28 protein-coding genes and 5 pseudogenes are annotated in these 26,316 nt (G+C 68.5%); 16 read left to right on the forward strand and 17 right to left on the reverse strand.

Annotation, left to right across the window (positions count from 1 at the left end):
• Positions 1-63 precede the first annotated feature (63 nt).
• Positions 64-432: pseudogene (locus QFZ64_RS01190) on the forward strand (integrase core domain-containing protein); the annotation flags it as partial.
• Positions 433-540: 108 nt separating this feature from the next.
• Here the strand turns inward: QFZ64_RS01190 and QFZ64_RS01195 are convergent.
• The 6 genes from QFZ64_RS01195 to QFZ64_RS01220 all read right to left on the reverse strand — a co-directional run bounded on the left by QFZ64_RS01195 (position 541) and on the right by QFZ64_RS01220 (position 4,726).
• A complete protein-coding gene (locus tag QFZ64_RS01195) occupies positions 541-783 on the reverse strand; it encodes a transposase (RefSeq protein WP_373430529.1) in 243 nt (80 codons plus the stop codon).
• A 42-nt stretch (positions 784-825) separates the two neighbouring features.
• Positions 826-1,173 (reverse strand): hypothetical protein, encoded by a 348-nt coding sequence (locus tag QFZ64_RS01200; RefSeq protein WP_167796191.1) that lies wholly within the window; start codon positions 1,171-1,173, stop codon positions 826-828.
• An 80-nt stretch (positions 1,174-1,253) separates the two neighbouring features.
• Positions 1,254-1,586, reverse strand: coding sequence for a hypothetical protein (locus QFZ64_RS01205; RefSeq protein WP_307061350.1), 333 nt, complete (start codon positions 1,584-1,586; stop codon positions 1,254-1,256).
• A 428-nt stretch (positions 1,587-2,014) separates the two neighbouring features.
• Positions 2,015-3,337, reverse strand: coding sequence for an Nramp family divalent metal transporter (locus tag QFZ64_RS01210; protein ID WP_307061352.1), 1,323 nt, complete (start codon positions 3,335-3,337; stop codon positions 2,015-2,017).
• 370 nt (positions 3,338-3,707) lie between these two features.
• Positions 3,708-4,367 (reverse strand): nucleotidyl transferase AbiEii/AbiGii toxin family protein, encoded by a 660-nt coding sequence (locus QFZ64_RS01215; protein WP_307061353.1) that lies wholly within the window; start codon positions 4,365-4,367, stop codon positions 3,708-3,710.
• Entirely contained in the window at positions 4,364-4,726 is a 363-nt protein-coding gene (locus QFZ64_RS01220; RefSeq protein WP_307061355.1) for a hypothetical protein, read from the reverse strand. The genes QFZ64_RS01215 and QFZ64_RS01220 overlap by 4 nt, the downstream gene beginning before the upstream one ends.
• 154 nt (positions 4,727-4,880) lie before the next feature.
• Here QFZ64_RS01220 and QFZ64_RS01225 point away from each other — a divergent pair.
• Positions 4,881-5,147: pseudogene (locus QFZ64_RS01225) on the forward strand (IS701 family transposase); the annotation flags it as partial.
• Between the two features lie 169 nt (positions 5,148-5,316).
• Here QFZ64_RS01225 and QFZ64_RS01230 read toward each other — a convergent pair.
• Positions 5,317-5,907 carry a TetR/AcrR family transcriptional regulator gene (locus QFZ64_RS01230; protein WP_307061357.1) on the reverse strand — a complete coding sequence of 197 codons (591 nt, stop codon included), beginning with the start codon at positions 5,905-5,907 and terminating at the stop codon, positions 5,317-5,319.
• 87 nt (positions 5,908-5,994) lie between these two features.
• On the opposite strand from QFZ64_RS01230, the gene QFZ64_RS01235 reads away from it, so the two are divergent.
• The 5 genes from QFZ64_RS01235 to QFZ64_RS35235 all read left to right on the forward strand — a co-directional run bounded on the left by QFZ64_RS01235 (position 5,995) and on the right by QFZ64_RS35235 (position 10,065).
• Positions 5,995-6,846 (forward strand): SDR family NAD(P)-dependent oxidoreductase, encoded by an 852-nt coding sequence (locus QFZ64_RS01235; protein ID WP_307061359.1) that lies wholly within the window; start codon positions 5,995-5,997, stop codon positions 6,844-6,846.
• Positions 6,847-6,999: 153 nt separating this feature from the next.
• The gene (locus QFZ64_RS01240) at positions 7,000-7,602 is read left to right on the forward strand and encodes a carboxymuconolactone decarboxylase family protein (RefSeq protein WP_307061361.1); all 603 of its coding nucleotides are present in this window, start codon (positions 7,000-7,002) and stop codon (positions 7,600-7,602) included.
• A gap of 196 nt (positions 7,603-7,798) precedes the next feature.
• A complete protein-coding gene (locus QFZ64_RS01245) occupies positions 7,799-9,274 on the forward strand; it encodes an aldehyde dehydrogenase (protein WP_307061363.1) in 1,476 nt (491 codons plus the stop codon).
• Positions 9,275-9,469: 195 nt separating this feature from the next.
• Positions 9,470-9,712: a helix-turn-helix domain-containing protein gene (locus tag QFZ64_RS01250; RefSeq protein WP_307061365.1), complete on the forward strand. Its 243-nt coding sequence runs from the start codon at positions 9,470-9,472 to the stop codon at positions 9,710-9,712.
• Positions 9,664-10,065 carry a hypothetical protein gene (locus QFZ64_RS35235; RefSeq protein ID WP_373430523.1) on the forward strand — a complete coding sequence of 134 codons (402 nt, stop codon included), beginning with the start codon at positions 9,664-9,666 and terminating at the stop codon, positions 10,063-10,065. Before QFZ64_RS01250 ends, QFZ64_RS35235 begins: the two co-directional genes overlap by 49 nt.
• A 36-nt stretch (positions 10,066-10,101) precedes the next feature.
• Here QFZ64_RS35235 and QFZ64_RS01260 read toward each other — a convergent pair whose 3' ends face one another.
• The 3 genes from QFZ64_RS01260 to QFZ64_RS01270 form a co-directional block, all read right to left on the reverse strand.
• Positions 10,102-11,049, reverse strand: coding sequence for a helix-turn-helix transcriptional regulator (locus tag QFZ64_RS01260; protein ID WP_307061367.1), 948 nt, complete (start codon positions 11,047-11,049; stop codon positions 10,102-10,104).
• A gap of 338 nt (positions 11,050-11,387) precedes the next feature.
• Entirely contained in the window at positions 11,388-12,656 is a 1,269-nt protein-coding gene (locus QFZ64_RS01265) for an IS701 family transposase (protein ID WP_373430524.1), read from the reverse strand.
• A 219-nt stretch (positions 12,657-12,875) separates the two neighbouring features.
• Positions 12,876-13,675 (reverse strand): IS5 family transposase gene (locus QFZ64_RS01270; protein ID WP_307061741.1). Its coding sequence is split into 2 segments (ribosomal slippage): positions 12,876-13,337 and positions 13,340-13,675, totalling 798 coding nucleotides; the frame shifts between segments, so codons are not numbered across the junction.
• 70 nt (positions 13,676-13,745) lie between these two features.
• On the opposite strand from QFZ64_RS01270, the gene QFZ64_RS01275 reads away from it, so the two are divergent.
• From QFZ64_RS01275 to QFZ64_RS01295, 6 genes and pseudogenes are all read left to right on the forward strand, one after another.
• Entirely contained in the window at positions 13,746-14,831 is a 1,086-nt protein-coding gene (locus QFZ64_RS01275; RefSeq protein ID WP_307061370.1) for a Gfo/Idh/MocA family protein, read from the forward strand.
• Positions 14,832-15,319: 488 nt separating this feature from the next.
• Positions 15,320-15,790, forward strand: a complete 471-nt coding sequence (locus QFZ64_RS01280; RefSeq protein ID WP_307061372.1) for a MerR family transcriptional regulator — start codon at positions 15,320-15,322, stop codon at positions 15,788-15,790.
• Positions 15,787-16,851: an NAD-dependent epimerase/dehydratase family protein gene (locus QFZ64_RS01285; protein ID WP_307061374.1), complete on the forward strand. Its 1,065-nt coding sequence runs from the start codon at positions 15,787-15,789 to the stop codon at positions 16,849-16,851. The genes QFZ64_RS01280 and QFZ64_RS01285 overlap by 4 nt, the downstream gene beginning before the upstream one ends.
• A 60-nt stretch (positions 16,852-16,911) precedes the next feature.
• Positions 16,912-17,139 (forward strand): annotated as a pseudogene (locus tag QFZ64_RS35240) (cupin domain-containing protein); the annotation flags it as partial.
• A gap of 134 nt (positions 17,140-17,273) precedes the next feature.
• Positions 17,274-17,609: a helix-turn-helix transcriptional regulator gene (locus QFZ64_RS01290; protein WP_307061376.1), complete on the forward strand. Its 336-nt coding sequence runs from the start codon at positions 17,274-17,276 to the stop codon at positions 17,607-17,609.
• A 291-nt stretch (positions 17,610-17,900) separates the two neighbouring features.
• On the forward strand, positions 17,901-18,383 hold the full coding sequence (locus QFZ64_RS01295; RefSeq protein ID WP_307061378.1) for a MarR family transcriptional regulator: 483 nt from the start codon (positions 17,901-17,903) through the stop codon (positions 18,381-18,383).
• Between the two features lie 157 nt (positions 18,384-18,540).
• Here the strand turns inward: QFZ64_RS01295 and QFZ64_RS01300 are convergent, their stop codons facing one another.
• From QFZ64_RS01300 to QFZ64_RS01315, 4 genes are all read right to left on the reverse strand, one after another.
• Positions 18,541-18,918: an HGxxPAAW family protein gene (locus QFZ64_RS01300; RefSeq protein WP_307061380.1), complete on the reverse strand. Its 378-nt coding sequence runs from the start codon at positions 18,916-18,918 to the stop codon at positions 18,541-18,543.
• Between the two features lie 489 nt (positions 18,919-19,407).
• Entirely contained in the window at positions 19,408-19,824 is a 417-nt protein-coding gene (locus tag QFZ64_RS01305; RefSeq protein WP_307061381.1) for a hypothetical protein, read from the reverse strand.
• A 337-nt stretch (positions 19,825-20,161) separates the two neighbouring features.
• Positions 20,162-20,968 (reverse strand): MarR family transcriptional regulator, encoded by an 807-nt coding sequence (locus tag QFZ64_RS01310; RefSeq protein ID WP_307061383.1) that lies wholly within the window; start codon positions 20,966-20,968, stop codon positions 20,162-20,164.
• Positions 20,969-21,828: 860 nt separating this feature from the next.
• A complete protein-coding gene (locus tag QFZ64_RS01315) occupies positions 21,829-22,413 on the reverse strand; it encodes a helix-turn-helix domain-containing protein (RefSeq protein WP_307061385.1) in 585 nt (194 codons plus the stop codon).
• Positions 22,414-22,519: 106 nt separating this feature from the next.
• Here QFZ64_RS01315 and QFZ64_RS01320 point away from each other — a divergent pair, with 106 nt between their 5' ends.
• The 3 genes and pseudogenes from QFZ64_RS01320 to QFZ64_RS01330 form a co-directional block, all read left to right on the forward strand.
• Positions 22,520-22,873 carry an MFS transporter gene (locus tag QFZ64_RS01320; RefSeq protein ID WP_307061387.1) on the forward strand — a complete coding sequence of 118 codons (354 nt, stop codon included), beginning with the start codon at positions 22,520-22,522 and terminating at the stop codon, positions 22,871-22,873.
• A gap of 46 nt (positions 22,874-22,919) precedes the next feature.
• Positions 22,920-23,657 (forward strand): SDR family NAD(P)-dependent oxidoreductase, encoded by a 738-nt coding sequence (locus QFZ64_RS01325; RefSeq protein WP_307061390.1) that lies wholly within the window; start codon positions 22,920-22,922, stop codon positions 23,655-23,657.
• A gap of 68 nt (positions 23,658-23,725) precedes the next feature.
• Positions 23,726-23,884: pseudogene (locus QFZ64_RS01330) on the forward strand (hypothetical protein); the annotation flags it as partial.
• 31 nt (positions 23,885-23,915) lie between these two features.
• Here QFZ64_RS01330 and QFZ64_RS01335 read toward each other — a convergent pair.
• The 3 genes and pseudogenes from QFZ64_RS01335 to QFZ64_RS01345 all read right to left on the reverse strand — a co-directional run bounded on the left by QFZ64_RS01335 (position 23,916) and on the right by QFZ64_RS01345 (position 26,217).
• On the reverse strand, positions 23,916-24,173 hold the full coding sequence (locus QFZ64_RS01335) for a DUF6221 family protein (RefSeq protein ID WP_307061271.1): 258 nt from the start codon (positions 24,171-24,173) through the stop codon (positions 23,916-23,918).
• A 33-nt stretch (positions 24,174-24,206) separates the two neighbouring features.
• Positions 24,207-24,768 (reverse strand): annotated as a pseudogene (locus QFZ64_RS01340) (IS5 family transposase); the annotation flags it as partial.
• Positions 24,769-24,819: 51 nt separating this feature from the next.
• Positions 24,820-26,217, reverse strand: coding sequence for an FAD-binding oxidoreductase (locus QFZ64_RS01345; protein ID WP_307061392.1), 1,398 nt, complete (start codon positions 26,215-26,217; stop codon positions 24,820-24,822).
• Positions 26,218-26,316: the final 99 nt, after the last annotated feature.

Raw genomic sequence — 26,316 nt, forward strand, 5'->3', positions numbered from 1 at the left:
CGGGTGACGTACGTCTTGTGTTCATGCGAGGCCGAGCTGGGCGAGGGGGCGTCGGGGGTCGCGACCTGCGCAGTCTTCCTCACCCGCGCGGCCGCGTTCTTCCACGCACACGGCATCCCCCGCATCGAGCGGGTCCTGACCGACAACGCCTGGGCCTACCGCAAGGGCCTGGCCCGGAAAGCCGCCCTCGACAAACTCGGCGCGACCGGCAAACCCACCCGCGCCTACCGGGCGCAGACCGATGGCAAAGTCGATCGCTTCCACCGCACCCTGCTCGACGAAAGGGCCTACCAACGGCCCTACAACAGCAACGAACAGCGAACGGCAGCCCTCGGCACCTTCCCGCACACCTACAACTACCATCGCTGCCACACCGCGCTCGGAGGCAAGCCCCCGATCAGCAGTGAGGCGCGCTCCATTAGGGCCCGTTGACGATGAGGATCGAGGGCGATGCTGGACAATCGACCAGTCCAGCTCCCCCCGGGCACCGCGCTCATCAAGGACCGGGCGATGGAGCTTGGTTCACACCCGAACCCTCGATCACTTGGAAAAGCGCCGGTGAGCCGTCGCCCTGGAGGGCCCGAACGATGCGGACGGAAGCTGCGGCCACGCGCAGCTCGCCGTGGCCGCGCACACGATTGCGGCCAGCACCTGCCGATCACCGTGCCGACGCCGGCCGCCGCCCTGAGGCCGCGACGGAGCCTCCGAGGCCACCTGACCCATCCCGCACCAGCCGCTCGACGATCGCGAAACACAATCGACCGACAGGCTGCTGACCCACATGAGATGACGTCTGAAGCTGGAGGGCTGCTTCGTCGTCAACGCTCAGCAATACACTTGCACTTCCGTGACCACATTGCCGCCGTCCAGGGTCCGCTCACTCCAGGCCGTGACCACATCCCACGTCCAGTCCTGATACCACACCCTGAAGCTGTTGCCATGGGCCTTGGCATAGTTGTAGACGCCGTTGACAGGGTTCACTCCACATTGGTCTGCATTCCAGACCTGCCCGGAAATCGAGTATATGCAGGCCCGTCCGTAATCACATTTATAGTTCCAGTACTGGGGATGGACGTCGGCAGCTGAAGCAGTGCTGGAGCCGCCGATGAGCGTGCCAGTACCGAGGGCGAGAGCCACAGCAATACGGGTCACGTGTTTCTTGAGTAACTGCATCCAGAAGCCTCCTTGTTTGGGGCCCACTGTGACGCCGGTTCGAGCAGACGATTGGAGAGGGCCTCTTCTGTTGCCAGTGCTCAGCAGTACACGTCTACTTGCGTGACCATATTTCCGCCGTCCAGGCTGCGCTCAGTCCATGCCGTGACGAAATCCCACGTGTTGTTCTGGTACCACACCCTGAAGGTGTTGCCGTGGGCCTTGGCATAGTTGAATCGGCCGTAGATTGGGTTATTTCCACAGTGTTCCATATTCCAGACTTGCCCCAAAGTATCGTACACGCAGGCCCGCCCGTCATCGCACTTGTAGCTCAAGTACGCAGCTGAAGCATTGCTGGAGCTGCCGATGAGAATGCCAGCGCCAAGGGCGAGAACCAGAGCTGTCCGAGTCACATGCTTTTTGAGCAACTGCATTCAGAAGTCTCCCTGTCCGGGGCCCCACTGCGACGCCAGTTCGAGCAGACACCCGTGAGAACCTGCCACTCGGTCGACCGATGCCGCCTGCTGTGGTCGATCTCTTTGCGTCGTACCGTAGTGCCGGCCGTGGATACCAGCCATCCTTTCGAACACCATCGAAACGTGTTCTTTGTTGTGTCACGATGCGCGCCTGCGTGACTGCCGAACATGATGTCTGTTTTCCCAGGTCACGCACTGCTCTCCGGTGGTGCTGTGATTCGACGCGGACCGCGTGGAGCGCCAACGCTGAAGAGGCTCATTGCTCACCGGCAGGAACGGCCGCAGCCGTTCCCATTCGGCGTCCGACGGATCGCCGCGTTCTCCCCCGCCCCATAACGGGACCAACGAGCAGATCAGCGACAGTCACCTGATCGGCCGGACAGTGGCTAGAAGAACTCCGACCACGGCTGGTCCCAGATCTGCTTCACGCACAGGACCAGGAACAGCAGCCCCGCGATCACGAGCATGCCGTTGCTGAGGCCGCCGTTGCGCCATTCGCGGGGTGTGCGGGAGGAGTTGAGGAGCCACATCAGGGTCAGCGCGAGGAAGGGCATGAAGGCGGCGCCCAGGACGCCGTAGATGATGATCAGGCGGAAAGGCTCGTCCTGGAAGAGCAGGATCATGGGCGGGAAGGTCAGCCAGAGCAGGTAGGCGCGGAAGGTCCAGGACCTCTCGCGGCGGCCCGAGGCCAGTTCGTCGCCGCGTGCCTCGCGTTCGCCGCGCTGCCGGGCCAGGAAGTCGGCGAACATCAGGCTCACGCCGTGCCAGACGCCGATCAGGGAGGTGAAGGAGGTGGCGAAGAACCCGATCAGGAAGAGCTTGCCGGTGGCCGTGCCGTACTGCTGCTCCAGGATGTCCCCGAGCTGGATCAGACCCTTGTCGCCGCTCGCGATCGCGATGTTCGCCGAGTGCAGCATCTCCGCGCCCACGAGGAGCATGGCGATCACGAAGATGCCGGTCGTCGCGTAGGCGACCCGGTTGTCCAGGCGCATGACCTTCATCCAGCCGGTGTTGGTCCAGCCCTTGGCGTTGACCCAGTAGCCGTACGCGGCCAGCGTGATGGTGCCGCCCACGCCGCCGATCAGGCCCAGGGTGTTGAGGACCGAGTCCTTCTCGTCCGGGAGGACCGGGAGTAGGCCGGCGAAGGCGTCGCCGAGGTTCGGGGTGACGCGGATGGCCAGGTAGACGGTCACGACGAACATGACGCCCACCAGGATCGTCATGACCTTCTCGAAGACGTTGTACTTGTTGAACCAGACGAAGACCAGGCCCACCAGACCTGAGGCGATGCCCCACCATTCGAGGCCCATCACGTCCGGGAAGAGGGCCTGGAGGGGCAGGGCGCTGGACGACATCGCCGCCGCGCCGTAGACGAAGCCCCAGATCGCGGCGTAGATCGCGAAGAACCACATCGTCCAGCGGCCGAGGCTCGCCCAGCCGTCGAACAACGTGCGGCCGGTGGCCAGGTGCCAGCGGCCGCACGCCTCGGCAAGGGAGATCTTCACCAGGCAGCCGATGACGGCCGCCCACAACAGGGTGTAGCCGAAGTTGCTGCCCGCGATGAGGGTGGCGACGAGGTCGCCGGCGCCCACCCCGGTCGCCGCGACGACGATGCCGGGGCCGATGTAGCGCCAACTGGACTTACGAGGAGCCGGACCGGCCCCGACCGATACGCCTGCGCCGGTGGTGTTGCCCGTGGTGTCCGCCATGAGGGCCAAGAAAGCCCATGGCGGGCAGTGGGACAAGAGGGCGTACGCGGATCTTCACCCGATGCGCTTACTCGGCGCGGGCGGCGGCGCCCTTGTCGGCCCCTTCGTCGACCTTCTCGTCGGTGCCTTCGTCGGTCTTCTCGTCGGTGCCTTCGTCGGGCTTTTTCGTCCCCCTTGTTGTCGTCCCTTGGCGGCGTCGTCCGACTTCGCGTCCGTCTCGGGCTCGGGCTCTGGCTCCGACGCCGTCTCCGGTCCGTCGTCCTCGAAGCAGGCGTCCAGGACCTCGTCCAAGGGTCGCGTCCCGCGAGGTGGTGCAAGCGATCACGCGCTTCGCCCTCCGGTACCCGGCTCGCGATGATCTGGCTTTTCGTCAGGCGTTCTCGTCGTGGATCCGTTCCCCCAGGTCCGTCGCCCACGCGAGCGCCCATGCCTTGAGCTCGTCGATCTGCCGGGGGTTGAGTCCGTACGCGGCGTAGTCCTCGTCCTCGTACCATTCCGCGCCGGTGAGCCGGTCGCGGAGGTCCTCGAGGCTGAACTCGTCCTGGGTCCGGCGGCGGCCGAGGGATTCGAGGTCGGCGGTGGAGCGGTGGCGGGAGGCGGCCTGGACGTCGATGAGGTCGCGGACCGTGCCGCGGTCGGCGAGGGCGCGGACCTTGGTGCCGATCACGTCGTCGAGGGAGAGGACGGGCCCGTAGGGGGTCTGGGCGGGCGGGGCCCAGAACGCCTCCTTGAGGACGTCGACCTCGCACTCCTCGCCGGTGTCCGGGGCGGTGACGAGGAACCGGCCGCTGAGCGGGTCGCTCTGAACGTGCGTGGTCCGCCAGCCGCGCGCGGTGAGGCCGGCGGTGAGGGAGGCGATGATCTCCTCCATCGGAGCCGGGTTCTCGGTGGCGACGTCGAGGTCGCGGCTGAAGCGTTCGACCAGGCCGTGGGCCTGCACGGCGTATCCGCCGGTGAGGACCAGGGGGTAGGGGGAGCCGAGGTCGAGGATGTCGACGAGGAGTCGCTCGTGGAGCGGGGTCAGCTTCACGCGGCCGTCGCGTCGCCCGCGGCGGTGCGCGACAGCTCGGGGAAGGCGTCCTCCCAGACCTCACGGATGTAGGGGCTGACCAGGCGCCGCAGGACGGGCCACTGCTCGGTCAGCAGCCGGTGGTGCAGGAAGGCGGCCAGGTCCTCGCGCAGGCCCTCGGCGAGGACGGTGCGGTAGAGCGTCATGCGGGACTTCGGGCGGTCCAGGCTGTAGCTGGTCCGCCCGGACCAGACGATGTGCAGCGGCAGGTCGACGGTGCCCGTGACGGGGCCGGCCAGCTCCTGCAGCAGCTCGGGCAGCCGGCCGCGGTAACGGTCCCGCAGCACCTCGGCGCGGGGGGCGGTGGTCGTGGCATCCATGCGTCCAGTATCGCCGGTGAGCGGCGGCCGCACGGCGGATACAGGACTCCCGGCACACTCCGCACAGGCGGGCGCGGCCCGCGCCCGCCTCCGTCGCCGCCCTCGCCGGCCACTGGGGTTCGGTGGCCGGCCATTCGGCCAGCAGCCGGCGTTCAAGCTGCGCTGGCGCATCGAACACGACTACCGCGAGATGAAACAGGCCCTGGGTCTGGCCCACTTCGAAGGCCGCACCTGGGGCGGCTGGCACCACCACGTCACCCTCGTCTCCGCCACCCACGCCTTCTGCACCCTGCAACGACTGGCACAAGACCCAAAAGACGCGGCGCAGGTCCGAGCCTCTACCAAGTCGTCCGAGAACTCCAGACACTTCTCGCCGCCTGGACCGGCGCCTGCACCCTTGCCATTGGTCTGTGGCCGGTAGGGCCGGGTTCGCTTGTGGGGGCTCGCAGCGAGATCTCAACACGAGCTGTCCGCAAGGGCGATGACCAATGAGCAGCGCGACCGAACGTGCGCCGGGTAAGGCTGCGGGCTTGGCCGGGTTGAGCCCTCGCACGTCCTGGGCGATAAGCGTGGACTTCAGGGCGACCGTGTCAGCAGGTGGACAAGGGGTGGACTGTGCTCATGGCGGTGTCGAGCAGGTCTGCGAGGCGGAGGTCGTCTGTATGGAGCCAGCGCGCTTGCGCGGCGTGGAGGCATGCCAAGGCTGCTGATGCGAGGACCCCGGCCCGAAACCGCACGTCACCAGCGTGGCCTGCCATGCGGGTCTCCAGGGCGGCCGTGATGGCTTCCTGCCATGCGGTGTCCTTGTCGTACCGGAGGGCCGGCCTTTCGAGCATGAGGCCGCCCAGGGCTCTGGCGCCCGGTTCGGTCTCGGCCTGATCGAGCAGCGGGTCGAACGCCCGTCTGAGTGCGTCCCAAGGGCTCTCGTCGTCGGGACGCTGGGCCAGTGCCCCGACGACCGCCCGGCCGACCACGGCCAGCCCTTCAGCCAGTGCGGCGTCCTTGGTGGGGAAGTAACGGAAGTAGCTACGGCGCGAGATGCCTGCGGCTCTCGCGATCTCCTCCACGGTTGTGCTCTCGAAACCTTGGCGGCCGAAGACATCCATTGCCGCCGCAACGATCTCGGACCGGACGGCGCGACGGGTCCGCTCCCGCAGATTCAGCTCAGCATCCTCACTCACAGCTCCATGCTACCGTGGAGCCAAAGGTGACACTCAAGTGTCATTAATGACCCTAGAGGGTCAGCTCTGGAAGGCAGGGGCATGCGTATGAGCGAGCGGATCGTTGTGGTCACAGGTGGTTCGGACGGCATCGGTGCCCAGGCGGCACGTCGGATCGCCCGGCAGGAACCAGGGCAGCGGCTCATCCTCGTGGGGCGTTCACGGGACAAGACGGCGGCGGTGGCACGCGAGGTCGGTGCGGAGTCCTACATAGCGGATTACACGCGTCTCGACGAGGTGCGTGAATTGGCGGCCGACCTCCGGCGCTCGGTCGATCGTATCGACGTGCTCGCCAACAACGCCGGAGGCATTTTCGGCGAACGCACCGTAACGGCGGACGGCAACGAGAAGACCCTGCAGGTGAACTTCCTCGCGCCCTTTCTGCTCACAAACCTCCTGCTCGACCTGCTGCAGGCCGGCGAAGGCGGCGTGATCAACACTTCCAGCGTATCCGCCAGGATCGTCGGAAAGATCGACGTTGAAGACCTCAACCACACCAGAAGCTACGCCCCGATGCGCGCGTACGGCGACGCGAAACTAGCCACCATCCTCTTCACCCGGGGACTCCACGCACGATACGGCGCTCAAGGGATCAACGCGGCGGCCGTCGACCCGGGCAATGTGCGAACGGGCTTCGGCGCCGAGAATAACGACTTCCTCACCCGACTTCTGTATCGGACACCGCTGTCCCGGATCGCGCTGATCTCGCCCGAGAAGGGCGGAGCGAACCTCGCCTACTTCCTGACCGGCCGCCCCGGCATCGACTGGGGCCACGGACGCTTCTACGCGCAGACCGAGCCCGCGAAGCCGCGTCAGACCAACAAGCAAGTCAACAACGACGCCCTTGTCGAAACCCTGTGGACCCGCAGTGCTGAACTCGTTGGTATCGGTTCTCACTGAGCCCGGAGGAGATCTCCCGCGCACACCGGCAAGCGGCGAAGCCACCCTTCGGAACAGCCGACACCGCTCGATAGCCCTGCGCGGCCCCTCCCCACCACAGCCGACGCGTTCAACGACCTCCGACCCCACCGACCGCATCACTCAGGAGCTTCCATGCGCCGTCCAGCAGCCGATGAGAAAGCCTGGGGAGGTCGCCTCCCTCGCGTCGAGTCCACCGAACTCGATCCGGAGCAGCAGGCCGCCGCAGCGCAACTGCGCGATTGGGCAGACAGTTTCGGCTTTGCTGCCACCGACGCCGCCGGCGGCCTCATCGGGCCGTTCATCGCAACCGTGCTGAGGCCCAGGCCAGGACTGGCCTTCCAACAGTGGGTGGCTTCCGACTACCACGGCTCCTGCCTCTCCCGGGCCACCCGTGAAGTCGCCATCCTCACCGTTGGCGCGCACTGGAAATGCGATTACGAAACGTATGCCCATGTTGTCTTCGCCCGATCGGTCGGCCTCTCCGAAGCCACCATCCGCAGCCTCCTTGCCGGCAACACCGACGCACTGGAGGGCACCCACGAACTGACCCACCGCTTCACCACGGAACTGCTCACCACCCACCGCATCAGCGATGCCACGTACGACCAGGCGTTGCACGCTTTCGGGCGCGACGGAGTGATCGACCTGGTCCACCTCGTCGCCATGTACGTGGCGCAGGCCGTCATGCTCAACGCGTTCGACACTCCCGCGCCCCGACTCGATCTCCAGGCTTGAGCATTTCTGATCAGTCGGTCGCCGTGCCCCGACTGTAAACCCGCACCACCGCCACATGCGTAACCCGGTGCGTCCGCGCGCGCCAGACCGGGCGTAGGAACTGCACCCGGTCCGCACGCCGAGCCATCCTTCAGGCCACGCGTAGGCCATCCGGCACTTCGCACCGTTTGATCATCTTGACATCAGGAGAAAGCACATGTCCGCGACGTCGGAACCCGTCAAGTCCTACCGCCACTTCTACATCGATGGTGAGTGGACCCAGCCCAGCTCGGATGCCACCGTCACGGTGACCGACTCCGCCACCGAGGAGCCCTTCCTGCAGGTGCCTCTGGCCCAACCCGACGACATGGAACGCGCCATCCGTGCTGCCCGGCGGGCCTTCGATGAGGGGCCTTGGCCCCGCATGTCCCACACCGAACGAGCGGGCTGTCTCCGCAAGCTCGCGACGGGTGTCCGTGAACGTGCCGATGAGTTTGCACGCACGTGGGCCCGTGAGACCGGAGTACTTGCCGGCATCGCCGGCCAGATCGCACCGATGGCCGAGCGCTCCCTCAACGGATACGCGGACCTGGCTGACACGTTCCCCTTCACGGAGCCGGGTCTGCAAAGCATGTGGGGCGGCTACAGCATGATCGTTCGCGAGCCGGTCGGAGTGGTCGGTGCCATCTACCCCTGGAACGGCGCGCTCGAATATCTGGTCCACAAGGCCGCACCCGCACTGCTGGCCGGATGCACAATCGTCATGAAGTCACCGACCCAGGCACCCGGCGAGGCCTACATTTTCACCGAATTGCTGCACGAGATCGGCTTGCCGGCCGGCGTCTTCAACTTGGTGACGGCTGATCGCGTCGTGGGCGAACAGCTTGTTACCGACCCGCGAGTCGACAAGATCACCTTTACCGGCTCCACCGCCGCAGGCCGCCGCATCGGGGTACTGGGAGCAGATCGCATCGCCCGCGTCACACTGGAACTCGGGGGCAAGTCCGCCGCTGTCATCCTCGACGACGCCGACATCCAAAGCGCCGCGCAGTCCCTCGCCGGTATCGAATGCTTCCAGTCCGGTCAGGTCTGTGCATCGCTGACGCGCATCATCGTTCCCCGGGCCCGTCACGACGAGATGGTTGATGCCATCGCCGACTTCTTCAAGCAGGTCAAGGTCGGCTCACCGTTTGACCCGGCCTCCGGTATGGGCCCGCTCGTCAGCGCCTCCCAGCGGGAGCGGGTCGAAGGATACATCGCCAAGGGCATCGATGGAGGCGCCGAACTCGCCGCCGGCGGAGGACGACCCGCAGGACTCGACCGCGGATGGTTCGTCGAACCCACCGTCTTCGCCAACGTCGACAACTCCTCCACGATCGCTCAGGAGGAGATCTTCGGGCCCGTCCTCAGCGTTATCCCAGCGGATGACGAACGGGATGCAGTCCGCCTGGCCAACGACTCCAAGTACGGTCTCAACGCCGCCGTTTTCACCCGCGACGCAGATCGGGCACTGGCTGCCGCACGGGAGTTGCGCTGCGGCACCGTCGGCCACAACGGCTTCAAGCCCGACTTCGGCATCGCGTTCGGCGGCTTCAAGGAGTCCGGCATCGGAAGGGAGGGCGTGCGCGAGGGCATTCGCTCCTACCTGGAGACCAAGACCGTCGTCCTTGACGAGAAGCCCGCCGGGATCTGACCGGTGGGCCTCACTGATCTCGGCACTTCAGGATGATGTTTGCTGAACTTGCCGATGCCGGTGTGGTGTTGCCGGTAGTCCGTGGCCTGTGAGATACGCGGATGGGGGCGGGGTGACCCCTGCAGCACGGCGGCGTCGGGAAGCGGTGCGGAACGGGCGGCGGAGCTGTTTGCGCAGCAGGTCAAACCGCCCGAGGTGGCCCGGCAGCTGCGTGTGAGTCTGAGGTCGGCTTACCAGTGGCAGCAGTTGTGGCGGCGAGGCGGTGCCGACGAGCTGCTTTCGAGAGGACCGAGCGGGGGCCGGTGTCGCCTGTCGCCACGCTGTCTGGAAAAGCTCGCCAGGTATCTCGAGCAGGGTCCGGCCGCGCACGGCTGGACGGAGGACCAGGTGTGGACCGCGGTGAGGGTGGCCACGAACTGGGCTTCGGCTCGGGCATGACCTGCTGGCGGCGCCTGGCCGCCTGGAACGAGGCCGGCGTGTGGGAGAAACTGCACCTGGTGCTGCTGAAGAAGCCGCGGTCGGCGAAACAGCTGGACTGGTCGCGGGCGGTGATCGGCTCCTCCCATGTCCGGGCGGCCCGACGTGGCCCAAAAGCGGTCCCAGCCCGGTCGACCGTGCACGGCCGGGCAGCAAGCACCACGTCCTTGTCGACGGGCAGGGCATCCCGCTCCCTCACCGAGGGCCGGCAGTGGCTGGTGTCCGACCTCGACCGCACCGAAGCACGGCCCCGCGTCACGGAAATCGTGTCAGGGCCACGTGTACGCCTACAGCCGGGCCGGTCGACGCGGTGAGAGGGCCACCCGGGCGGCCTCGACACGGCGACGACCTCATCGGAGCCTGCCCGGGCTTCGCCATCTGCCTCCTCCCCCACCGTCACGTGCGACGGCTTCGTCAGGGTTTTCTGTCTTCACCTGCGGGTGGCGCAACGCGTAGCTGCGGAGCAGGGGGAGGACGTGTGCAGTCGGTGAGTCGGGCTCGACCGTGTAGATCACCAGTTGTTGGTCGGCGCTCTGGGGAAGCGTCACCGCTTCGACGCCGAACTCGAGCGGGCCCCCTGCGGGGTGCGCGATGCGCTTGGTGACCGACGAGCGGTCTGTGACGCCCTGGTCGTTCCACCACCGATCGACCCGGGGTTTCTTGGCGCGCAGGTCCTCGATGAGCGCGGCGAGCGCACGGTCGTGCGGGTGCCGGCCCACTTCGTAACGCAGTGAGCCCACAGCAGCGCTCGCGTAATCCGCCCAGTTGACGATGCGCACACGGGCGGCTTCATCAAGCAGGAGCCACCGCACGAAAGAGGTCCCCGGGTCGAGCCTCACGCCCAGAACCTCCGCGAGCAGCGCGTTGGTGGCCAGTACCTCAAGGCGGTGTCCGAGCAGGAGTGTCGGCAGATCCTCCAGGGCGGTCATCACTCGCAGGAGTCCCGGTTCCGGCTGCTGCGGGCGGTGCCAGTCGCCGCGGCGGGATCCGGGATCGGCCAGGGACCGCAGATGTCTGCGCTCGGCGTCGGTGAGGTTCAGGGCCCGTGCCAGTGCCTCGCACAGGTCGTCGCTCAGCGTGCGCTGGCGCCCCTGTTCCAGACGGCTGTAGTGGTCCGGGCTGATACCTGCCAGGCCGGCAACCTCCTCCTTGCGCAGCCCCGGCACACGTCGAGGGCCGGGCCAGGGGCGGATCCCGGCCTGTGCGGGGGTGAGACGGTCCCGGCGGGAGCGGAGAAAGGCCCCCAAAGCCGGGTTCGGCCTGGTGCGTCGGCCTGCCGTGGGGTGAGGGTCATGCATCACTCCATTCGACCAGACCGCTGTGCGTGGTGCCTGGTCATGCGAAGACCAGGCACCGGTCGGCCTGGTTGCGCCACGGACGGCGAACATAGCGTCGCCGACATGAGCACTTCGAACTCGGCGCCGGTCACCGACGCCACCGCGATACCAATGTGGCGGCGGCACGCGCTCGCCACAGCCGACCGCCGGCACCCCCGCCGAGTGCCTAGTAGTGCTTCGTTAAGTTCTGGGCTGTCTGCGGCGGGTTCGTGGGCTGGGCAGGGGTCGTCCGCAGGTGGTGCAGGTACCGGTCCAGCACCTCAGCAGGTCCTGAAGAACGTCGAGGACTTGGTAGAGGGTCAGGCCGGTGTGCGGACTTTTGGGTCGTGCCGCCGGAGGGTGAGGAAGGCCTGGGCGGCGGTGACGAGGGTGACGTGGTGGTGCCAGCCGCGCCAGGTGCGGCCCTCGAAGTGGTCCAGTCCGAGGCCGTGCTTGAGCTCGCGGTAGTCGTGCTCGATCCGCCAGCGCATCTTGGCCCACCGCACCAGGTCGGTGACGGGTGTGGTGGCGGGCAGGTTCGATATCCAGTAGTCCGTCGGGGTGTCCTGGCCGTCCGGCCATTCGATGAGGAGCGTCTGGACGGGCAGGACGCCGTCCCACCGGTTGCGGCCGCCGCCGGCCTCCTGAGCCGCGGCCAGGGACTGCTTGCCCGCGGGCCGTACTGTCAGGACCGCGAACCGTGAGGTCATCGCGTCTTTGCTGCCCTGCCTCCAGGTCACCTCGGTGAACCGCTCCGCACCCGCCTGTGCGGCGAGGACGCAGACGGCTTGTGGTGGGGTGCGGTAGCGGGGAAGGGTGGGTGGTCCGAGCCCGCCATAAGCAGGCTGGTGCGGCTCGGCATCCTCGGGGTGGGCGACTTCCTTCCCGTTCAGGGCCAGGACATAGGACAGCCCTCGCGTCTGGAGGCCGAGCCGGAACAGGGTGCTGACGCCGTAGCCGGCGTCGGCGACCACGACCGGAGCCTTCAGCCGCCACTGGGCGAGCGTGTCCAGCAGGCCGAGCGCCAGGCGCCACTTCTCCCGGTGCACCACCTCGTCGGGGACTCCTGCCCTGCGGCACCGGTCCGGCTCGTCCGTCCACTCACGCGGCAGATACAACTGCCACTCCAACGGGCACGAGGCGGTGTCGGTGGCGGCATGGACACTGACCGCGACCTGGCAGTTCGCCCGCTTGCCGACCGCTCCGCAGTACTGGCGGGCCACCCCGACCGACGCCTTGCCGCACTTGGGGAACGACACGTCGTCGATCACCCACACCTCAGGGCGGATGGCCTCGCACAACCACTCGGCGATCCGCCGCCTGACCGGTAACGGATCCCACGGCGACTGGTTCACGAACTGCTGCAGGGCCTGCATGTTCCCGTCCGGCAGACGCTCGGCCATCGGCTGGATGGACTTGCGCCGGCCGTCGAGCATCAAGCCTCGCAGATAGCACTCGCCCCACCGCCGCTGATCCCGCCGCGGAAACGACCCGAACACATCGGCAACGAACTCCGCCAACTCGCCCCGGAGCCGTTCCACCTCCCCCAACCTCACTCCAGGAAGCTGCCCACGATCAGCCGAGATCACTCCACGTAACGAAGCACTACTAGGGCCTCTCATTCGGATCATTCCGGCGTCGCGGGGTCCGGTACGCGCCTGTGCGGCGTTGTCGTCGGTTGCCGGGGCTCCGCCCTGGCGCCCTCCTCCGCCTCGCAGCCGCACGCACCGGACCCCGCTCGGGTCGGTCGAAGGCGCACCGCGCCTCCCAGCCGGCCTGATCCAAACGAAAGACCCTAAGACGTCATCTCATTTGGTGAGTCTGCGGTAGCAGATGAGGGTGCAGGCGATGCTGGTGAAAGCCAGGAAGTGCTCCGCTTTGCGCTCGTAGCGGCGGTGCAGTCGGCGGCATCCGGCGAGCCAGGACATCGTGCGTTCTACGGTCCAGCGGTGCAGGCCCAGGCGGGTCGAGGACTCGGTGCCCTTGCGGGCGATGCGGTGCCGGATGCCGCGCCCGCGTAACCATCGCCGCAGGTAGTCGTAGTCGTATCCCTTGTCGGCGTGGAGCTTTGCCGGCCTGCGCCGCCGGCGTCCCCGACGAGAGCGGATCGGCGGTATGCCCTTCACCAGCGGGATCAGCGCCTGGCTGTCGTGGAGGTTCGCCCCCGAGATCCCGACGGACAGGGGCAGACCGGTCCGCTCGGTGACCAGATGGATCTTCGACCCGTATTTGCCCCGGTCTACAGGATTCGGACCTGTCAGATCCCCCTTTTCAGGGCACGCATGTTCACCGAGTCGATCGCGCATCGAGACCAGTCCAACTCGCCGCGGGAGCCGAGCTCGTCAAGTACCAGGCGATGGAGTCTGGCCCACACCCTGGCCTTCGACCACTCGGCAAAACGCCGGTGAGCGGTCGCCCCCGACGGGCCGAACGACGCGGACGGCAACTGCTGCCACGTGCAGCCCGACGTGGCCACGAACACGATCGCAGCCAGAACCTCCCGGTCACCATGCCGCCGCCGACCGCCGCCCTGAGGCCGGGACGGAGCCTCCGGAACCACCCGCTGGAACAGCTCCCACAACTCATCCGGCACCAGCCGCTCAACGATCGAAACCACGCCCGATAACCTACCGAACCAAATGAGATGACGTCTAAGTCAACACCACCAGGAGATCCCCATGTCCCCCACACCGTTGCGCGTAGGAATCATCGGGGCGAGCGCCCGGACGGGCTGGGCGCAGGTTTCCCACGTCCCGGCGATCCAGGCACTCGACGGCATCACGCTGGAAGCGGTCGTCACCCGGCGGGAGGAGAGCGCACGCGAGGCAGCGGCTGCCTTCGGGGCCCGGACCTGGCACACCGACCCGCTCGCCATGATCCAGGACTCCGCGGTCGACATCGTCACCGTGGCGGTCAAGGTCCCCGATCACCGCGAGCTCGTGCTCGCAGCACTCGAAACCGGCAAAGCCGTCTACTGCGAAGCGCCGCTGGGAAGTTCCCCCGCCGAGACGCGGATGCTCGCGGCTTCGGCCCAGTCAGGGCACAGCGTCATCGGTCTGCAGGGCCGCCTCAACCCGGCGGTGCGGCGCGCAGCCCGGATCATCGCCGAGGGCGGTGTCGGACGACCGCTCAACGCGCGGGTCGTGTCGACCTCGTCCGCCTTCGGAGCGGCGAGCATCTCAGCGTACGAGTACTTCGAGAAAGAGGAGTCCGGCGCCTCCCTGCTGACGCTCACCGCGGGTCACACCCTCGACCTCGTCGAGGCACTGCTCGGCGAGATCACCGAGGTGGACGCCCGCACCGAGACCCTGTGGCCGCACCCCCGACTCCTCGACACAGGCGGAAGGACACGGCGGGAAGTACCCGACCATGTCGACGTCCTGGCTCGGACCGCTACAGGAGCGATCGTGACCGCCGACGTCGTCGGCGGTGTGCCGCCCGAGGATGCGGACTTCCGGTTCGAACTGCGCGGCACCGACGGATGGCTCACGCTCACCGGCGGCACCCTCTACGGAGTGCAGGGCGGGGACCTCAGCCTGGCCTCCAGCGTCCCCTTCGCCGCTCCCGACAGGCCCGCGGCGCCGGCAACCGCCGCAAGCCCGGCGCTGAACGTCGCCGAACTCTACGCATGTCTGGTTCGCGACCTGCGGACGGGCGGCCGGTCCGCACCCGACTTCGCCCACGCGCGGCACAATTCCGGCCTGATGGCCGCCGTGTCCGAGGCCGCGAGGTCTGGGCGGCGCTGGACGTCCGCGAACAGCTGACGAGCCGTGCATCCTGAGGGAGGGGCCCCGGGGCGAGCAGTCCCCGGCCGGCTGCGGCGCAGGAGGCGGGCGGCGCCGCAGCAGGTGGGACGGCGTCCTGCCGTGCCGGACACTCATGGCCGGGTGGCCGGGGCGCTTCGACCGCACGACCACCGCGAACCCAAGCCCGTAAGGGCCCGCCCTCGGGGGCGTCCACGGCGCGGCCTCGATGTCCGCCTGCGCCCCCTCCGGCCGGCTGTCTCGTCCTCCTGCCGACAGCCGGGCGTGCGTCCGGCCCGGCGTTCCTCGGTGACCTCGGCCGAGTGGGTGTGTGGCGTCCTCGTCGGACACGGTTCAGGACCTCCGTGTGTCTCCTGTCGACGTTCGATCCTCGAGTTCAGGAAGACAGTGCGGACGACCGATGTGTGACCAGCGCGGATGCCACGCTTGACTTCAAGCGCTTGAAGTATCGGAGGCTGAGCGACATGACAGGTCGGAGGCTGAGCGACATGACAGGAGCGACCGGGCGGCGATCCGCGGAGCTGACCATCCAGGAGATGGCACGGCGGTCGGGCTTCACCGAGCCCACACTGCGCTACTACGAGAAGGCCGGTCTGCTGGGACCGGTCGCACGGGACGAGTCCAGTGGCCACCGCCGCTACGGGCCGACGACCGCGGACCGGGTCGAGGCACTCGCCTGTCTGCGGTCGGCGGGCGTGAGCGTCAGCGGCATGCGCCGCTACGTGGACCTGCTCGCCGAGGGCGACGCCGCGGCGGCGGAGCTGCGCGACCTGTTCGCCTCGCACGCGGACGGGCTCGCCGACGAGATCGGACGGCTCCGGCTGCGTCTGACCTACTTGCGGCTCAAGGCCGAGCTGTGGGACGCCCGGGAGCGCGGCGACACGGACACCGAGCAGCGCGTGGTCCAGGACGTCACACGCGTCATGGACCGCATCACGCGGAAGGACAGAACGACGTGAACACACACCATGGCCCCGCGGCCTCGACGCCGGAGGGCGAACGCGTGCTTGTCACGGGAGGCACCGGTTTCGTCGGCGCTCACTCGGTGGCCCGGTTGCTGCGCGAGGGCCACCGGGTCCGGCTGACGGTGCGGCGAACAGGGCAGGAGGCCGAAGTGCGCGCCGCGCTCCGGCAGGCCGGCGTCGCCCCGGACGGCCGGCTGGAGTTCGCCCTCGCGAGCCTCGACGCCGATGACGGCTGGGCGCAGGCCATGACCGGCGTCGACCATGTACTGCACCACGCTTCCCCCTTCCCGCCCACCCCTCCCGAGACCGAGGACGAACTCGTCCGCCCGGCCCGCGACGGGACACTGCGCGTCCTGGCCGCGGCCCGGCGTGCCGGTGTCCCACGAGTGGTGATGACCTCGTCCTATGCCGCCGTGGGGTACACCGTGAAGCCCGGTGATCACTACTCCGAGGCGGACTGGACGGACCCGGACACCGAAGGGCTGCCCGCCTACCACCGGTCCAAGGTGCTGGCCGAGCGGGCCGCCTGGGAGTACGCGCACGCCCACGGCGGCATCGAGCTGACCGTCGTCAACCCCACCGGCATCTTCGGTCCCCAACTCGGCGAGCGGCCTTCCGCCTCCCTCGGGCTGGTGCGGGCGATGTTCGCCGGCCGGATGCCGGTCGTTCCTGTCATGTACTTCGGTGTCGTCGACGTACGGGACGTCGTCGACCTCCATCTGCGTGCCATGCGCGATCCCAGGGCGGCGGGCGAACGGTTCATCGCTGTCGCGGGCCCCTCGATCAGCCTCTTCGGCATGGCGGGGATCCTGCGGGAGCGATACCCCGCCGCGGCCGCACTCCTGCCCGCCACGGAAATGACCATCGAGCAGGTCCGCGAGGCGGCGCGGACCGATCCCGCCCTTCGGGCGGCCGCCGCCCTGTGCGGCCGGATCCCCGTCATCAGCAACGACAAGGCCCGCACGGTGCTGGGCTGGAAACCGCGAGACGTCCGGGAGACGATCCTGGCGACCGCGGAGCAGCAGATCCGCGCGGTGGGGACGACCAGGGTGTGAGCCAAGGCTCGTTCTGCCGGTGGCTCGTTGGTTCCGGCAGGCGAGACGATCGCGTATGTGGTGAGGCACTGTCCGTTGCGGAACCTCGGGTCTCCCGGCGCGCAGGGCGGTGGTGCCACGTCCCTGCTGTGCGGGGCCTACCGGCTCGACCGGGCGCGGTCGCACCCTCTTCTGGCCGCTCTCCCGGACGTCATCCACCTGCGCGCACGGCCGGGGCGCCGCTCGGCACTGCACGGTGCCGTGTCCCTGCTCGGCAGGGAGCTGAGCGACCGGCGGCAGAGGTCCGTCTGCGCTCTGTCCACGCTGCTGGACCTGCTGCTGGTCTACATTCTGCGGGCCTGGCTGGACGAGGACCGGGGCCGTGGTGCCACGGGCTGGTCCGCGGCGCTGGCCGGCCCCGCCGTCGGTGCCGCTCCGGTGCCGTGCACGAGGACCCGGCGCGCGCGTGGACGGTGGAGGAGCTCGGCAGGCAGGCCGACCTGTCGCGGGCGGCCTTCGCGCGCCGGTTCGCACGCCTGGTGGGGCAGCCACCGCTGGCCTGTCCGACCTGGTGGCGGCTGAGTGTCGCCGCCCGTCTGCTCAAGGAGGGTGACAGGTCACTGGAGTCCGTCGCGCGCAGCGTCGGCTACGGCTCGCGGTACGCCTTCGCCAATGCCTTCAAACGTCTCCACGGTGTTGCTCCGGGCCGCTACCGGCTCGAGCGCGCCGGTGACCGGGAGCCGACCCGGTGGCGCCCGGAGTCCGGGACGACGGCGTGAGGGTGCAGCCGGCGTAGGGCGGCGGGTTGCCCGGGAACCGACAGGCAGAGCCACTGCATCCGCTCCGCGAAGACAGGCCCGCACTCGTACAGACCCGCGGCACCCGCTCGTCGCGGACAGCCACCGCCGGCCGCTCGCCACATGCTCACCGTCGCTCCGTCCGACGGTCCTCCCCGGAAGCCGTGGGGTCGGCACGGGGGCACGTGGCGCATCGGTGGCCGCTTATAGGGTGAGGGAAGCCGCAGACGACGCTATCGACGAGTGACCGAAGAGAGGAAGTCTCGGGCCGCGATGACAGCTACACCCCCCTACCCGCCGGCCACCCCCGCGCAGGCGCTGTCGGCGATGGACGACCTCATGGCGACGCACATGGTCGGGCAGCAGGAGATGGCACAGCGTCTCGGCCTGAACGTCACCGACTTGACGTGCTTCGGTTACGTCATCCAGGCGGGTGACGACCTCCTGAGCGCCGGAGACCTCGCCTCCCGGGTCCACGTGACCTCGGGCGCGGTCACCGGCATCCTGAACCGCCTGGAAAGGGCGGGTTACATCACACGACGTCCGGACCCCCTCGACCGCCGACGCGTCCGCGTGGCCGCGGAACCTGATGCCGTCGCCCGGGTTCACGCCCTTTACGAGCCCTACTACCTCCGTCTGCACGAACTCCTCGCCGGCTGCTCGCCCGCCGAAACCGCCTTTCTGGCACAGTGGTTCGCAAAGGCCGCGGGACTCGCCGCTACCTATCGAGAGGAACTGCGGCAGCAAGACCGGTGATCGTCGGCCCGGCGTCTTGGCGTGTCACGTGTGGGAGACCCGGGCGGTCGGCAGGGCCGCGCCCCCGCACGGCAATGCCCGCAACCCGTCGTCGGCGAATGAGCAACGGCTACCGGACGACGAGGTGACCGGCCGCCGTGGCCCACGCTCATATCGATCAGCGGCTGCTCGGCTCCGCGTTCGGCTGCGGGGCCGGCCGGGCGGCCGGAATGATCGCGGCGGCCGGGGCGCCGGTGCGGCCGGCAAGACGGCATCCGAGACAGTGGGGGTGGCCCTGACGGGCACCGAGGTCGCGGACTCGCCAGGACCACTCACTCGCGGGTCGCGGTCCGGTGGGCTTGCCCCAGCCGGCCACGTGCAACATCCACGTCACGAGGATGGACAGCACCATCACGAGGCCCCCGCATACGGCCACCGCAGGGGAGGCGAGGACGACGGCGAGGCCCATGGCCGTGAAGCCGATCAGCGCGATGGCCGTGCCGGTCCACCCGGCAACCGTGTGACCGAGATCAACGTGGCCATGGAGGCTGCTCATGGCTGCTCCTCCGGTTCGGAAGTAACTTAGCAACTAAACATCTTAGATACTAAGAGATTCGTTCGCGGGGAGCAAGCGGCTCCGAATCGGCGCGACAAAGAACGCCTCGCGCAGACCCCCACATGCCGCTGCCGAGGGGCCCGGGCTGCCCTCCGACCGGGCCCCTCGGTCCGTGCCGCTCCTCGCTGGGCCGTGTCTGGCAAATGGCCTTGAGCCCTGTTGATCTTCGGGTCGTAGAGGTCGGGCCGGTCGACGCCCGTGCGCAGGTTGTCCGGCACCGGTCGGCGCGGGATGCCGCCGAAGTAGCGGAAGGCTTCGACGTGGGCTTCGGTCCAGGCGTGCTGGTCCATGTGGACGACGGGGCGCGGACGAGCATGTGCCGCGAGCAGGGCAACACCATCACGAACGCCCGGATCCGGTGCCTCTTGCCGGTGCCAGGGTTGATCCACTGCCCCAGGAAACCTGGTCGATCTGGGCCTCCGAGCCCGGCTAGACGTCGCCCCGCAGCACGGTGACCTTCGGCCTGGCCGTCATCTCCGGCAGGCTCTCGTGCACCCAGCGGCGGAAGGACGCCAGCGACGCCCGCAACTTCCGCTCGTCCCGCAGGCGTTGGTGGATCGTGGTGACGGCGGTGGTCGCCCGCAGGTCTTTGACGTAGTCGCGGCGCTGTTCGATCTCGCCCCAGGTGATCTGGTTCAGCCGTCTGCCGGCGAGCTCCGGGAACCAGCTCTTGATCAGCTTGACCCAGTCCGCCTCGCTCATCGGCGGCCCGCCCGGGCTCATCCCGGCCGCCTCCGCCGGGGCCAGGTACTTCCTGATCGTCTTGCGATCCACCCCGAGCGAGGCGGCCAGCCGGCTCTTCGCGCGCCCCGCGTGCCGGTGGACGTAGATCTTGATGTCGACCACGGTGAAGGTTCTCCTTGCCATTCGGTGCGCCCGTTGGCCTCTCGGCCCGCAGGTCGAGGGACGTCTACGACTCCGAGAGGGTCAGGACCCTCAGCCCGGCTCCGGCATGCCCAGGGGGATGCCGGAGGAACCCGAAGAGATCGACACTCGATACGCAAACCTCCCAGAACAGGGAAAGTTGGACTGGCGTCGACGCGTCACCAACACCGCCTGCGTCCGCCGTCCCCATGGGGAATCGTGACCGCGAAGGTGGGGAATCACGTGACGCTCAGGCGGCCGAGACCGGGGAAATGCATGACCGCTGACAAGGCCCGAGATCTGTGGCAATGTCCGTGTGTCACTGCGAGCCCGTGGCCACCAGGGTCGCGGTGATGGGTTCGAGGTCGGTGATCAGTTCGTCGAGTTCGGCTGGGGACAAGGCGTCGTAGGGCGGGATGGCGAGTTCGTCAGTGAGGGTCTCGATGCGTTGTTTGGTCGCGCGGCCCGCGTCGGTGAAGTGGCCGTCGATGTCGACGAGTCCGCGTTCGCGCAGGCCGCCCATGACCGCGGCCAGGCGCTCTTTCGGCAGGTGATGGATGCGTCCGAACGACTCCGGGGGGTGGATGCCCTGCTCCAGAGCGGAGAGCACGTGGGCCTCGGTACCGCCGATGCGCGCGCCGACGAGAGCGGCGATGTGCCCGTCGCCGCGGTGCTCGCGCAGCATGGTCGCGGAATGCCACAGCCGGGCGACGGGGTCGCTGGGGACCTCAAGGGTGCGCATGCCGGCGTACATCACCCGGCCTTCGGTAGGGGCGCTCGTCGCGGCCTTGGTGGTCAGGTCCGCGGCGCGCACGAAACCCGGGGACCCGGCCAGCTCCTCGCCGAGGATGCGCCGTAGGGAGGCCGCGCTGCCCCGCTCCCGCGCGGCGACGGAGGCCTCGGGCGAGATCGTCTCCCAGGCGCTGGGGATGTGCCGTGCGGCTTCCCCGTCGGCGAAGTTGTAGAAGGCTGCGTGCACGACTTGGGCCGGCACCCGCCCCAGGGGTGCGGCGCGGCTGGCGAAGTAGCCGTCCCAATAGGTGCGGTGGCCGAGTGCGGCCAGTTCTTCGTTGCACTCGTCCGCGAGGAACGTGACCAGGCAGATCGGCTCCAGGAGCTCGAACATGCGACGTGCGATGTGAGTCATCGGATGCAAGCGCGTCTCGCCCATTGGGTTCTCCCTACGTCAGGTGTGCCGGCTTGGACCGTCCGGGACACCAGAACTCATCGGCGACCGAAGCGGAGCAGTGCAGAAGGGTTGGCGTCTGCGCGGCTGTGTATGCGAGAGCGGGCTCGGGTCCAGCCTGGTGACAGCAAGACTGCCGAACGTGCGCCTGTGACAAGTCCGAGTGGCTGTTGTCGTTCCGAGCTTGAGGAGTGTTCGTCGAACGGGAGTCTCGATCAGGTGATCGCCGCTGGCCGCGGGCGCCGCCGCCACCGGGTCCCGACCTCCCCTCGCCGGACGGCGAGGTGTCCGGCCAGGCACCGCAAGGTGACTGGACAGGTCGATCGACGACGGGTGGACAAGCACGCGAAGCTCCTGGTGACTGCGGGCGATCTTGGTCGAGAACCCGTCCACCAGGAGCCCCGCTGTTCTGCAGAGCTGTCCAACACGCGACCAGCACCGTCAGGTCGGAAAGGCTCGCTGTCCGCAGAACTGGTGCGTACCGCGATGGCGCAGGTTCCGAGCTCCCGCGGCATGCCGGGCGTCCGTAGCCACTGGGCCGGGTTGCAGCCGGCCCAGGGCGCCAAGAGACATGAGTTTGGCTTTGGCATATTCGTGCCCTTGCTCCTGTTTTCTTACCTTTTGGACAGAGCGGTCGGAAGCGCGCAGGTTCCAGATATCCGGCAGTCGTGGTGCTGGGAACTCGTCTACGGCCCGACGGTCGGCGGCGATGCACGGGCAGGTTCAACGCCCGTCGTACGGCTGCCCGTCGATGCTCGTCGTCTTTTCTCGACGCGACGGAACAGCGGGCGGAGGGGGGTTCATCTTGGTGTGGTCCGGGCGCGGAGGTGTGCGCGTTCTCCTTGGTGGCCGAGGAGGCTGAGGATTTCGACGGGGTGGTCGTCGGCGTTGCCGAACCAGTGGGGGGTGCGGGTGTCGAATTCGGCGGCTTCGCCGGGGCCCATGATGAGGTCGTTGTCGCCCAGGACCAGGCGCAGGCGGCCGTCGAGGACGTAGATCCATTCGTAGCCCTCGTGGCTGGCCTGCTCGGGCTCGGGCGAGCGCAGCTTCGGCGAGATGATCAATTTGTAGGCTTGCAGGCTGCCTGCCCGTCGGGTGAGCGGGAGCATGGTCATGCCGTGGCGAGTGATGGGCTGGAGGTGCAGCCGGGGGTCGCCCGTCTGGGGTGCGCCGATGAGCTGGCCGATGTCCACGCGCAGCTCCCGGGCCAGGGGCAGGAGCAGTTCGAGGGTGGGGCGGCGCTGGCCTGATTCCAGTCGCGAGAGCGTGCTGAGGGAGATCCCGGTGGCTTCCGCCAGGGCCGTCAGAGAGAGGCTGCGCTGGGTCCGCAGCCCTTTGAGGCGCGGGCCGACTGCGGCCATCGTCGACTGTGTCTCTTCGTCCATCCCTCCACCTTGCCACCACAGCAAGGATCTTTGCGTGTGATGCCGGACCGGCCGACGGTGGTGGCAGGCGCTCCGACCGGGGCTGCCGGGCGGAGGGAGAGACGCGATGCGGAACGACAGCGGAAGTGAGGTGGCGCCGGTGCGGCGGGCCGCAGCGCCGCCCGGCGCCGCGGTGAAGGTGCGCCGCGGTCCGGTCGCGCCGGCGGTGGTGATTTTGGTGCTGACGCAGTTGATGTTCGTCATGAACACCTCGATCGTTAACGTGGCGCTGCCCGACACCGGCCGTGATCTGGGCTTTTCCAGCGCGGGCCTGTCCTGGGTCGTCACCGCCTACGCGCTGGCCTTCGGCGGCCTGATCCTGCTGACCGGGAAGGTCGGTTCCATGATCGGGCCGCGCCGCGCCCTGGTTCTGGGCATCACCATTCACGACACCGCCCTGACCGCCCAGCACACCCGGTGACCCACCCCTCACCAGCACGCGACGCCACCCAGAAACGAGTACGACCATGCAGCACGACCTCGCGCACCAGACCGCCCTGGTCACCGGAGCCACCGCCGGAATCGGTCGGGCCACCGCCCTGGCCCTGGCCGCCCGCGGCGCCGCCGTCCTCGTCCACGGCCGCGACAAGGAACGCGCAGCCGACACCGTGAAGCGCATCACCGCCCTCGGCGCCTCAGCACGCTTCGCGCCGGCTGATCTGTCCGACCCCGCACAGGTGACAGACCTGGCCGAACGCGCCGGGCAAGTCGACATCCTGGTCAACAACGCAGGCATCTTTCACTTCGCCCGCACCGCCGACACCACCCCCGCCACGTTCGACGCCCACATCGCCATCAACCTGCGCGCCCCCTACCTCCTCGTCCAGGCCCTCGCCCCCGGCATGACCGAACGCGGACACGGCTCCATCATCAATGTCAGCAGCGGCGCCGCCGGCACCCCCGGTCTTGGCAGTGGCATCTACGGCGCCACCAAAGCCGCCCTGGAATCCCTCACCCGCGTCTGGGCCGCCGAATACGGGCCCGCCGGAGTCCGCGTCAACGCCGTCGCCGCCGGCCCTACCCGCACAGAGGGCACCGCCGCCTACGGCGAAGCCTTCGAATCAGCCGGACAAGCCGTCGCCCTCCAACGCCTGGCCGACCCCGAAGAGATCGCAGAGGCCATCGCCTTCATGGCCTCCCCCGACGCCAGCTACGTCAACGGCGCCACCCTCAGCGCCATGGGTGGCCAACCCGCCCTCGGCTGATCGCGGGTTGGCCGCCAAGGAGATGCGGGATCTCGGTGAAGACGTCGAAAGGCAGCGTGCCTTGGACGGGGATCTTCGTCGCCGGGTCGATCGCCCGGGGCATGGTGGCCGACGGCTATCGACCCGCCCGCTCCGACGTCATCGGCGCCCTGGTCTGCCCCGCGGGGATGGCGGTCATCATGTACGCCCCGCGCGCAGCGGTATGCCGAACGCGCGGTGGGAGCTAGGGGCTGTCTCCTTGAAAGGCTATTTGAAAGGCTATGGGCGCCATTCCTGCTGGTAGGCGGGGTGTTCGGTGTATGACTGGCCAAGGACTCGCAGCGCGTATGCCAGGCCGGCCGAGCGGGAGTCGGAGGGATCCATGGCTTTGTAGTCGTTCGCCAGTTGCTCGATCAGGTCGAGCATGGGGAGGTGGCTGTCGAGAAGGGCCTCGCCGCCCAGGGTGCCGGCCACGTAGGCGTAAGCGTGGTTGTCGTCGTTGATGCGTGCGATGAGGAACTCCACAAGGCCATTCATGCGGCCATCTTCGCGGGCAAGGTGCTTCGGCGGTCACGCGGCTGTCCAGATGAGGATGGTGGCGAGGTGGAGTGCGGCCTGGTGGGCGATGGCGAGCTTGTCCGTTCGCATGGCCAGGCCACGCCATTGTTTGAGGTGGTTGATGCACCGTTCGACGGCGTTGCGCTGCTTGTAGGCCTCGGCGTCGAAGACCGGTGGACGGTCTCCGTCGCGGCCTCGCCGCAGCCGGTGGCCGACCTGGTCGGACGGCTGGGGGATGACAGCGCGGATTCCGCGTCGTCGGAGGTGATTGCGGATCGCGCGGGATGAATACGCGCGGTCAGCCAGGACGGCATCGGGCCGGGTCTGCCTTCGAGACCGGCATGGCAGGCATCCGCGTTCCGCGATGCGGACCCGGACGACCCCAAGGGCCGTGCACGGTTGTCGCCGGCGAGGTGGACTTTCGTACTCAGGCCGCCGCGGGAGCGTCCGAGGGCATGGTCCTCGGGCTCAGCCCGGTCCGGCGCCCCTTCTCCCTCGCACCGGCGGCGTCGGACCGAGCGAGCAGGCCGGTGAGGACCTTCTCCCAGGTGCCGTCGGCGTGCCGTACTGCCCAGCCTGCGACCCCAAACCAAGATCCGGAAGAAGCACCCCAGGGGCGTCGCTCTCAGGCCGCGGCGGGCGGGATGTTCTGGTTGGCGTGGAACAGATTGTCCGGGTCGTAGGCGCGCTTGACCGAGGCCAGTCGGTCGAAGTGCCCCCGGTAGGTGGTCCGGACGCGGTCGGCGCTCTCCTGTGCGCCGATGAAGTTGACGTAGGAGCCGCCCATGGAGTGCGGGTGCAGGGCGGTCCAGTAGTCGACGCACCACTGCCGGATCACGTCGGCCCGGGCGGGGTCCGGGTCGATCCCGCCGATCACCGCGGACCAGACGGCGTCGCGGTAGGCCCATGCCGTGTCGTCGGCGCCGACCCGGTGAGCCGCCCCGTCCACCGGATACAGGTGCATGGTCGACAGGTCGGTGGGGATGCTCTCCCCGAACCTGTGGTGCACGTCGACGGCGGCGTCGGGGATCGTGTCGAAGAAGGCGCCGCGCCAGTACCACTGCAGACCCTTGGGGATCAGCGCGTCGAACATCGACTGGAGCGCGGGGTACGGCATGGGGCTCGTGAAGTGGAAGGCGGGCGGCGCCGGTTCGTCGACCACTGCCAGTACCTGTTCCATCCGGCCGGCTTCGAGGTCACCCGTGTAGCACCACACCACCGCGCACACCTTCTGCCCGTGGAGCGGCTCGGGGAAGGGCGGGGCGGGCGGTACGACCAGCACCGCGAAGAAGCCGTTGAGATCCTCCGGGGCGGCGGGCAGGAATTCCCGGTACCAGCGCAGCACGTCCGGGGTGCGGTCCACCGGCCACGCCGTCACCGCGACCCCCACCGTGTCGACCGGTCGCGGCATGAAGGTGAACGACGTCACCACTCCGAAGTTGCCGCCGCCACCCCGCAACGCCCAGAACAGGTCGGGGTGGTTGTCTGCCGACGCGGTGACACACCTGCCGTCGGCGAGCACGACGTCGGCCGACAGCAGACTGTCGATCGTCAGACCGTACTTGCGCGTCAGGTGGCCGTGCCCGCCTCCGAGGGTGAGGCCGCCGATACCCGTGGTCGACTGGATCCCGGCGGGCACGGCCCGTCCGAAGGCATGCGTGGCATGATCCACGTCACCGAGCACGCTACCGCCCCCGACCTGGACGGTTCCCCCCTCCGGGTCGACCCTGACCCAGCGCATCGGCGACAGGTCGAGCACCAGTCCCCCGTCGACCAGGCACAGGCCCGGACCGCTGTGACCGCCGCCGCGCACCGCCAGTTCGACGCCGGTGTCCTTGGCGAAGGAGATCGTCGTCCGCACGTCTGCCGCGTCCACGCACTGCGCGAACACGGCGGGCCGACGGTCGATCATCGCGTTGTAGATGCTGCGGGCCTCGTCGTAGCCCGCGTCCGGCGGCGTGATCACCGCTCCTCTCAAACTCTCCCGCAGAGTGCCGACAGCAGCGTCGTCGATGCCGCCCATGGCCGAGGACCCCTTTTCCGCATGCTGTTCCGTGAATCCCGCACCGGGGTCGGCGCGTCACGTCCACGCGGAAAGGCGCGGGTCCCGTGTGCGCCCCGG

It is taken from the genome of Streptomyces sp. B3I8 (genome assembly GCF_030816915.1).
Classification (GTDB): domain Bacteria; phylum Actinomycetota; class Actinomycetes; order Streptomycetales; family Streptomycetaceae; genus Streptomyces.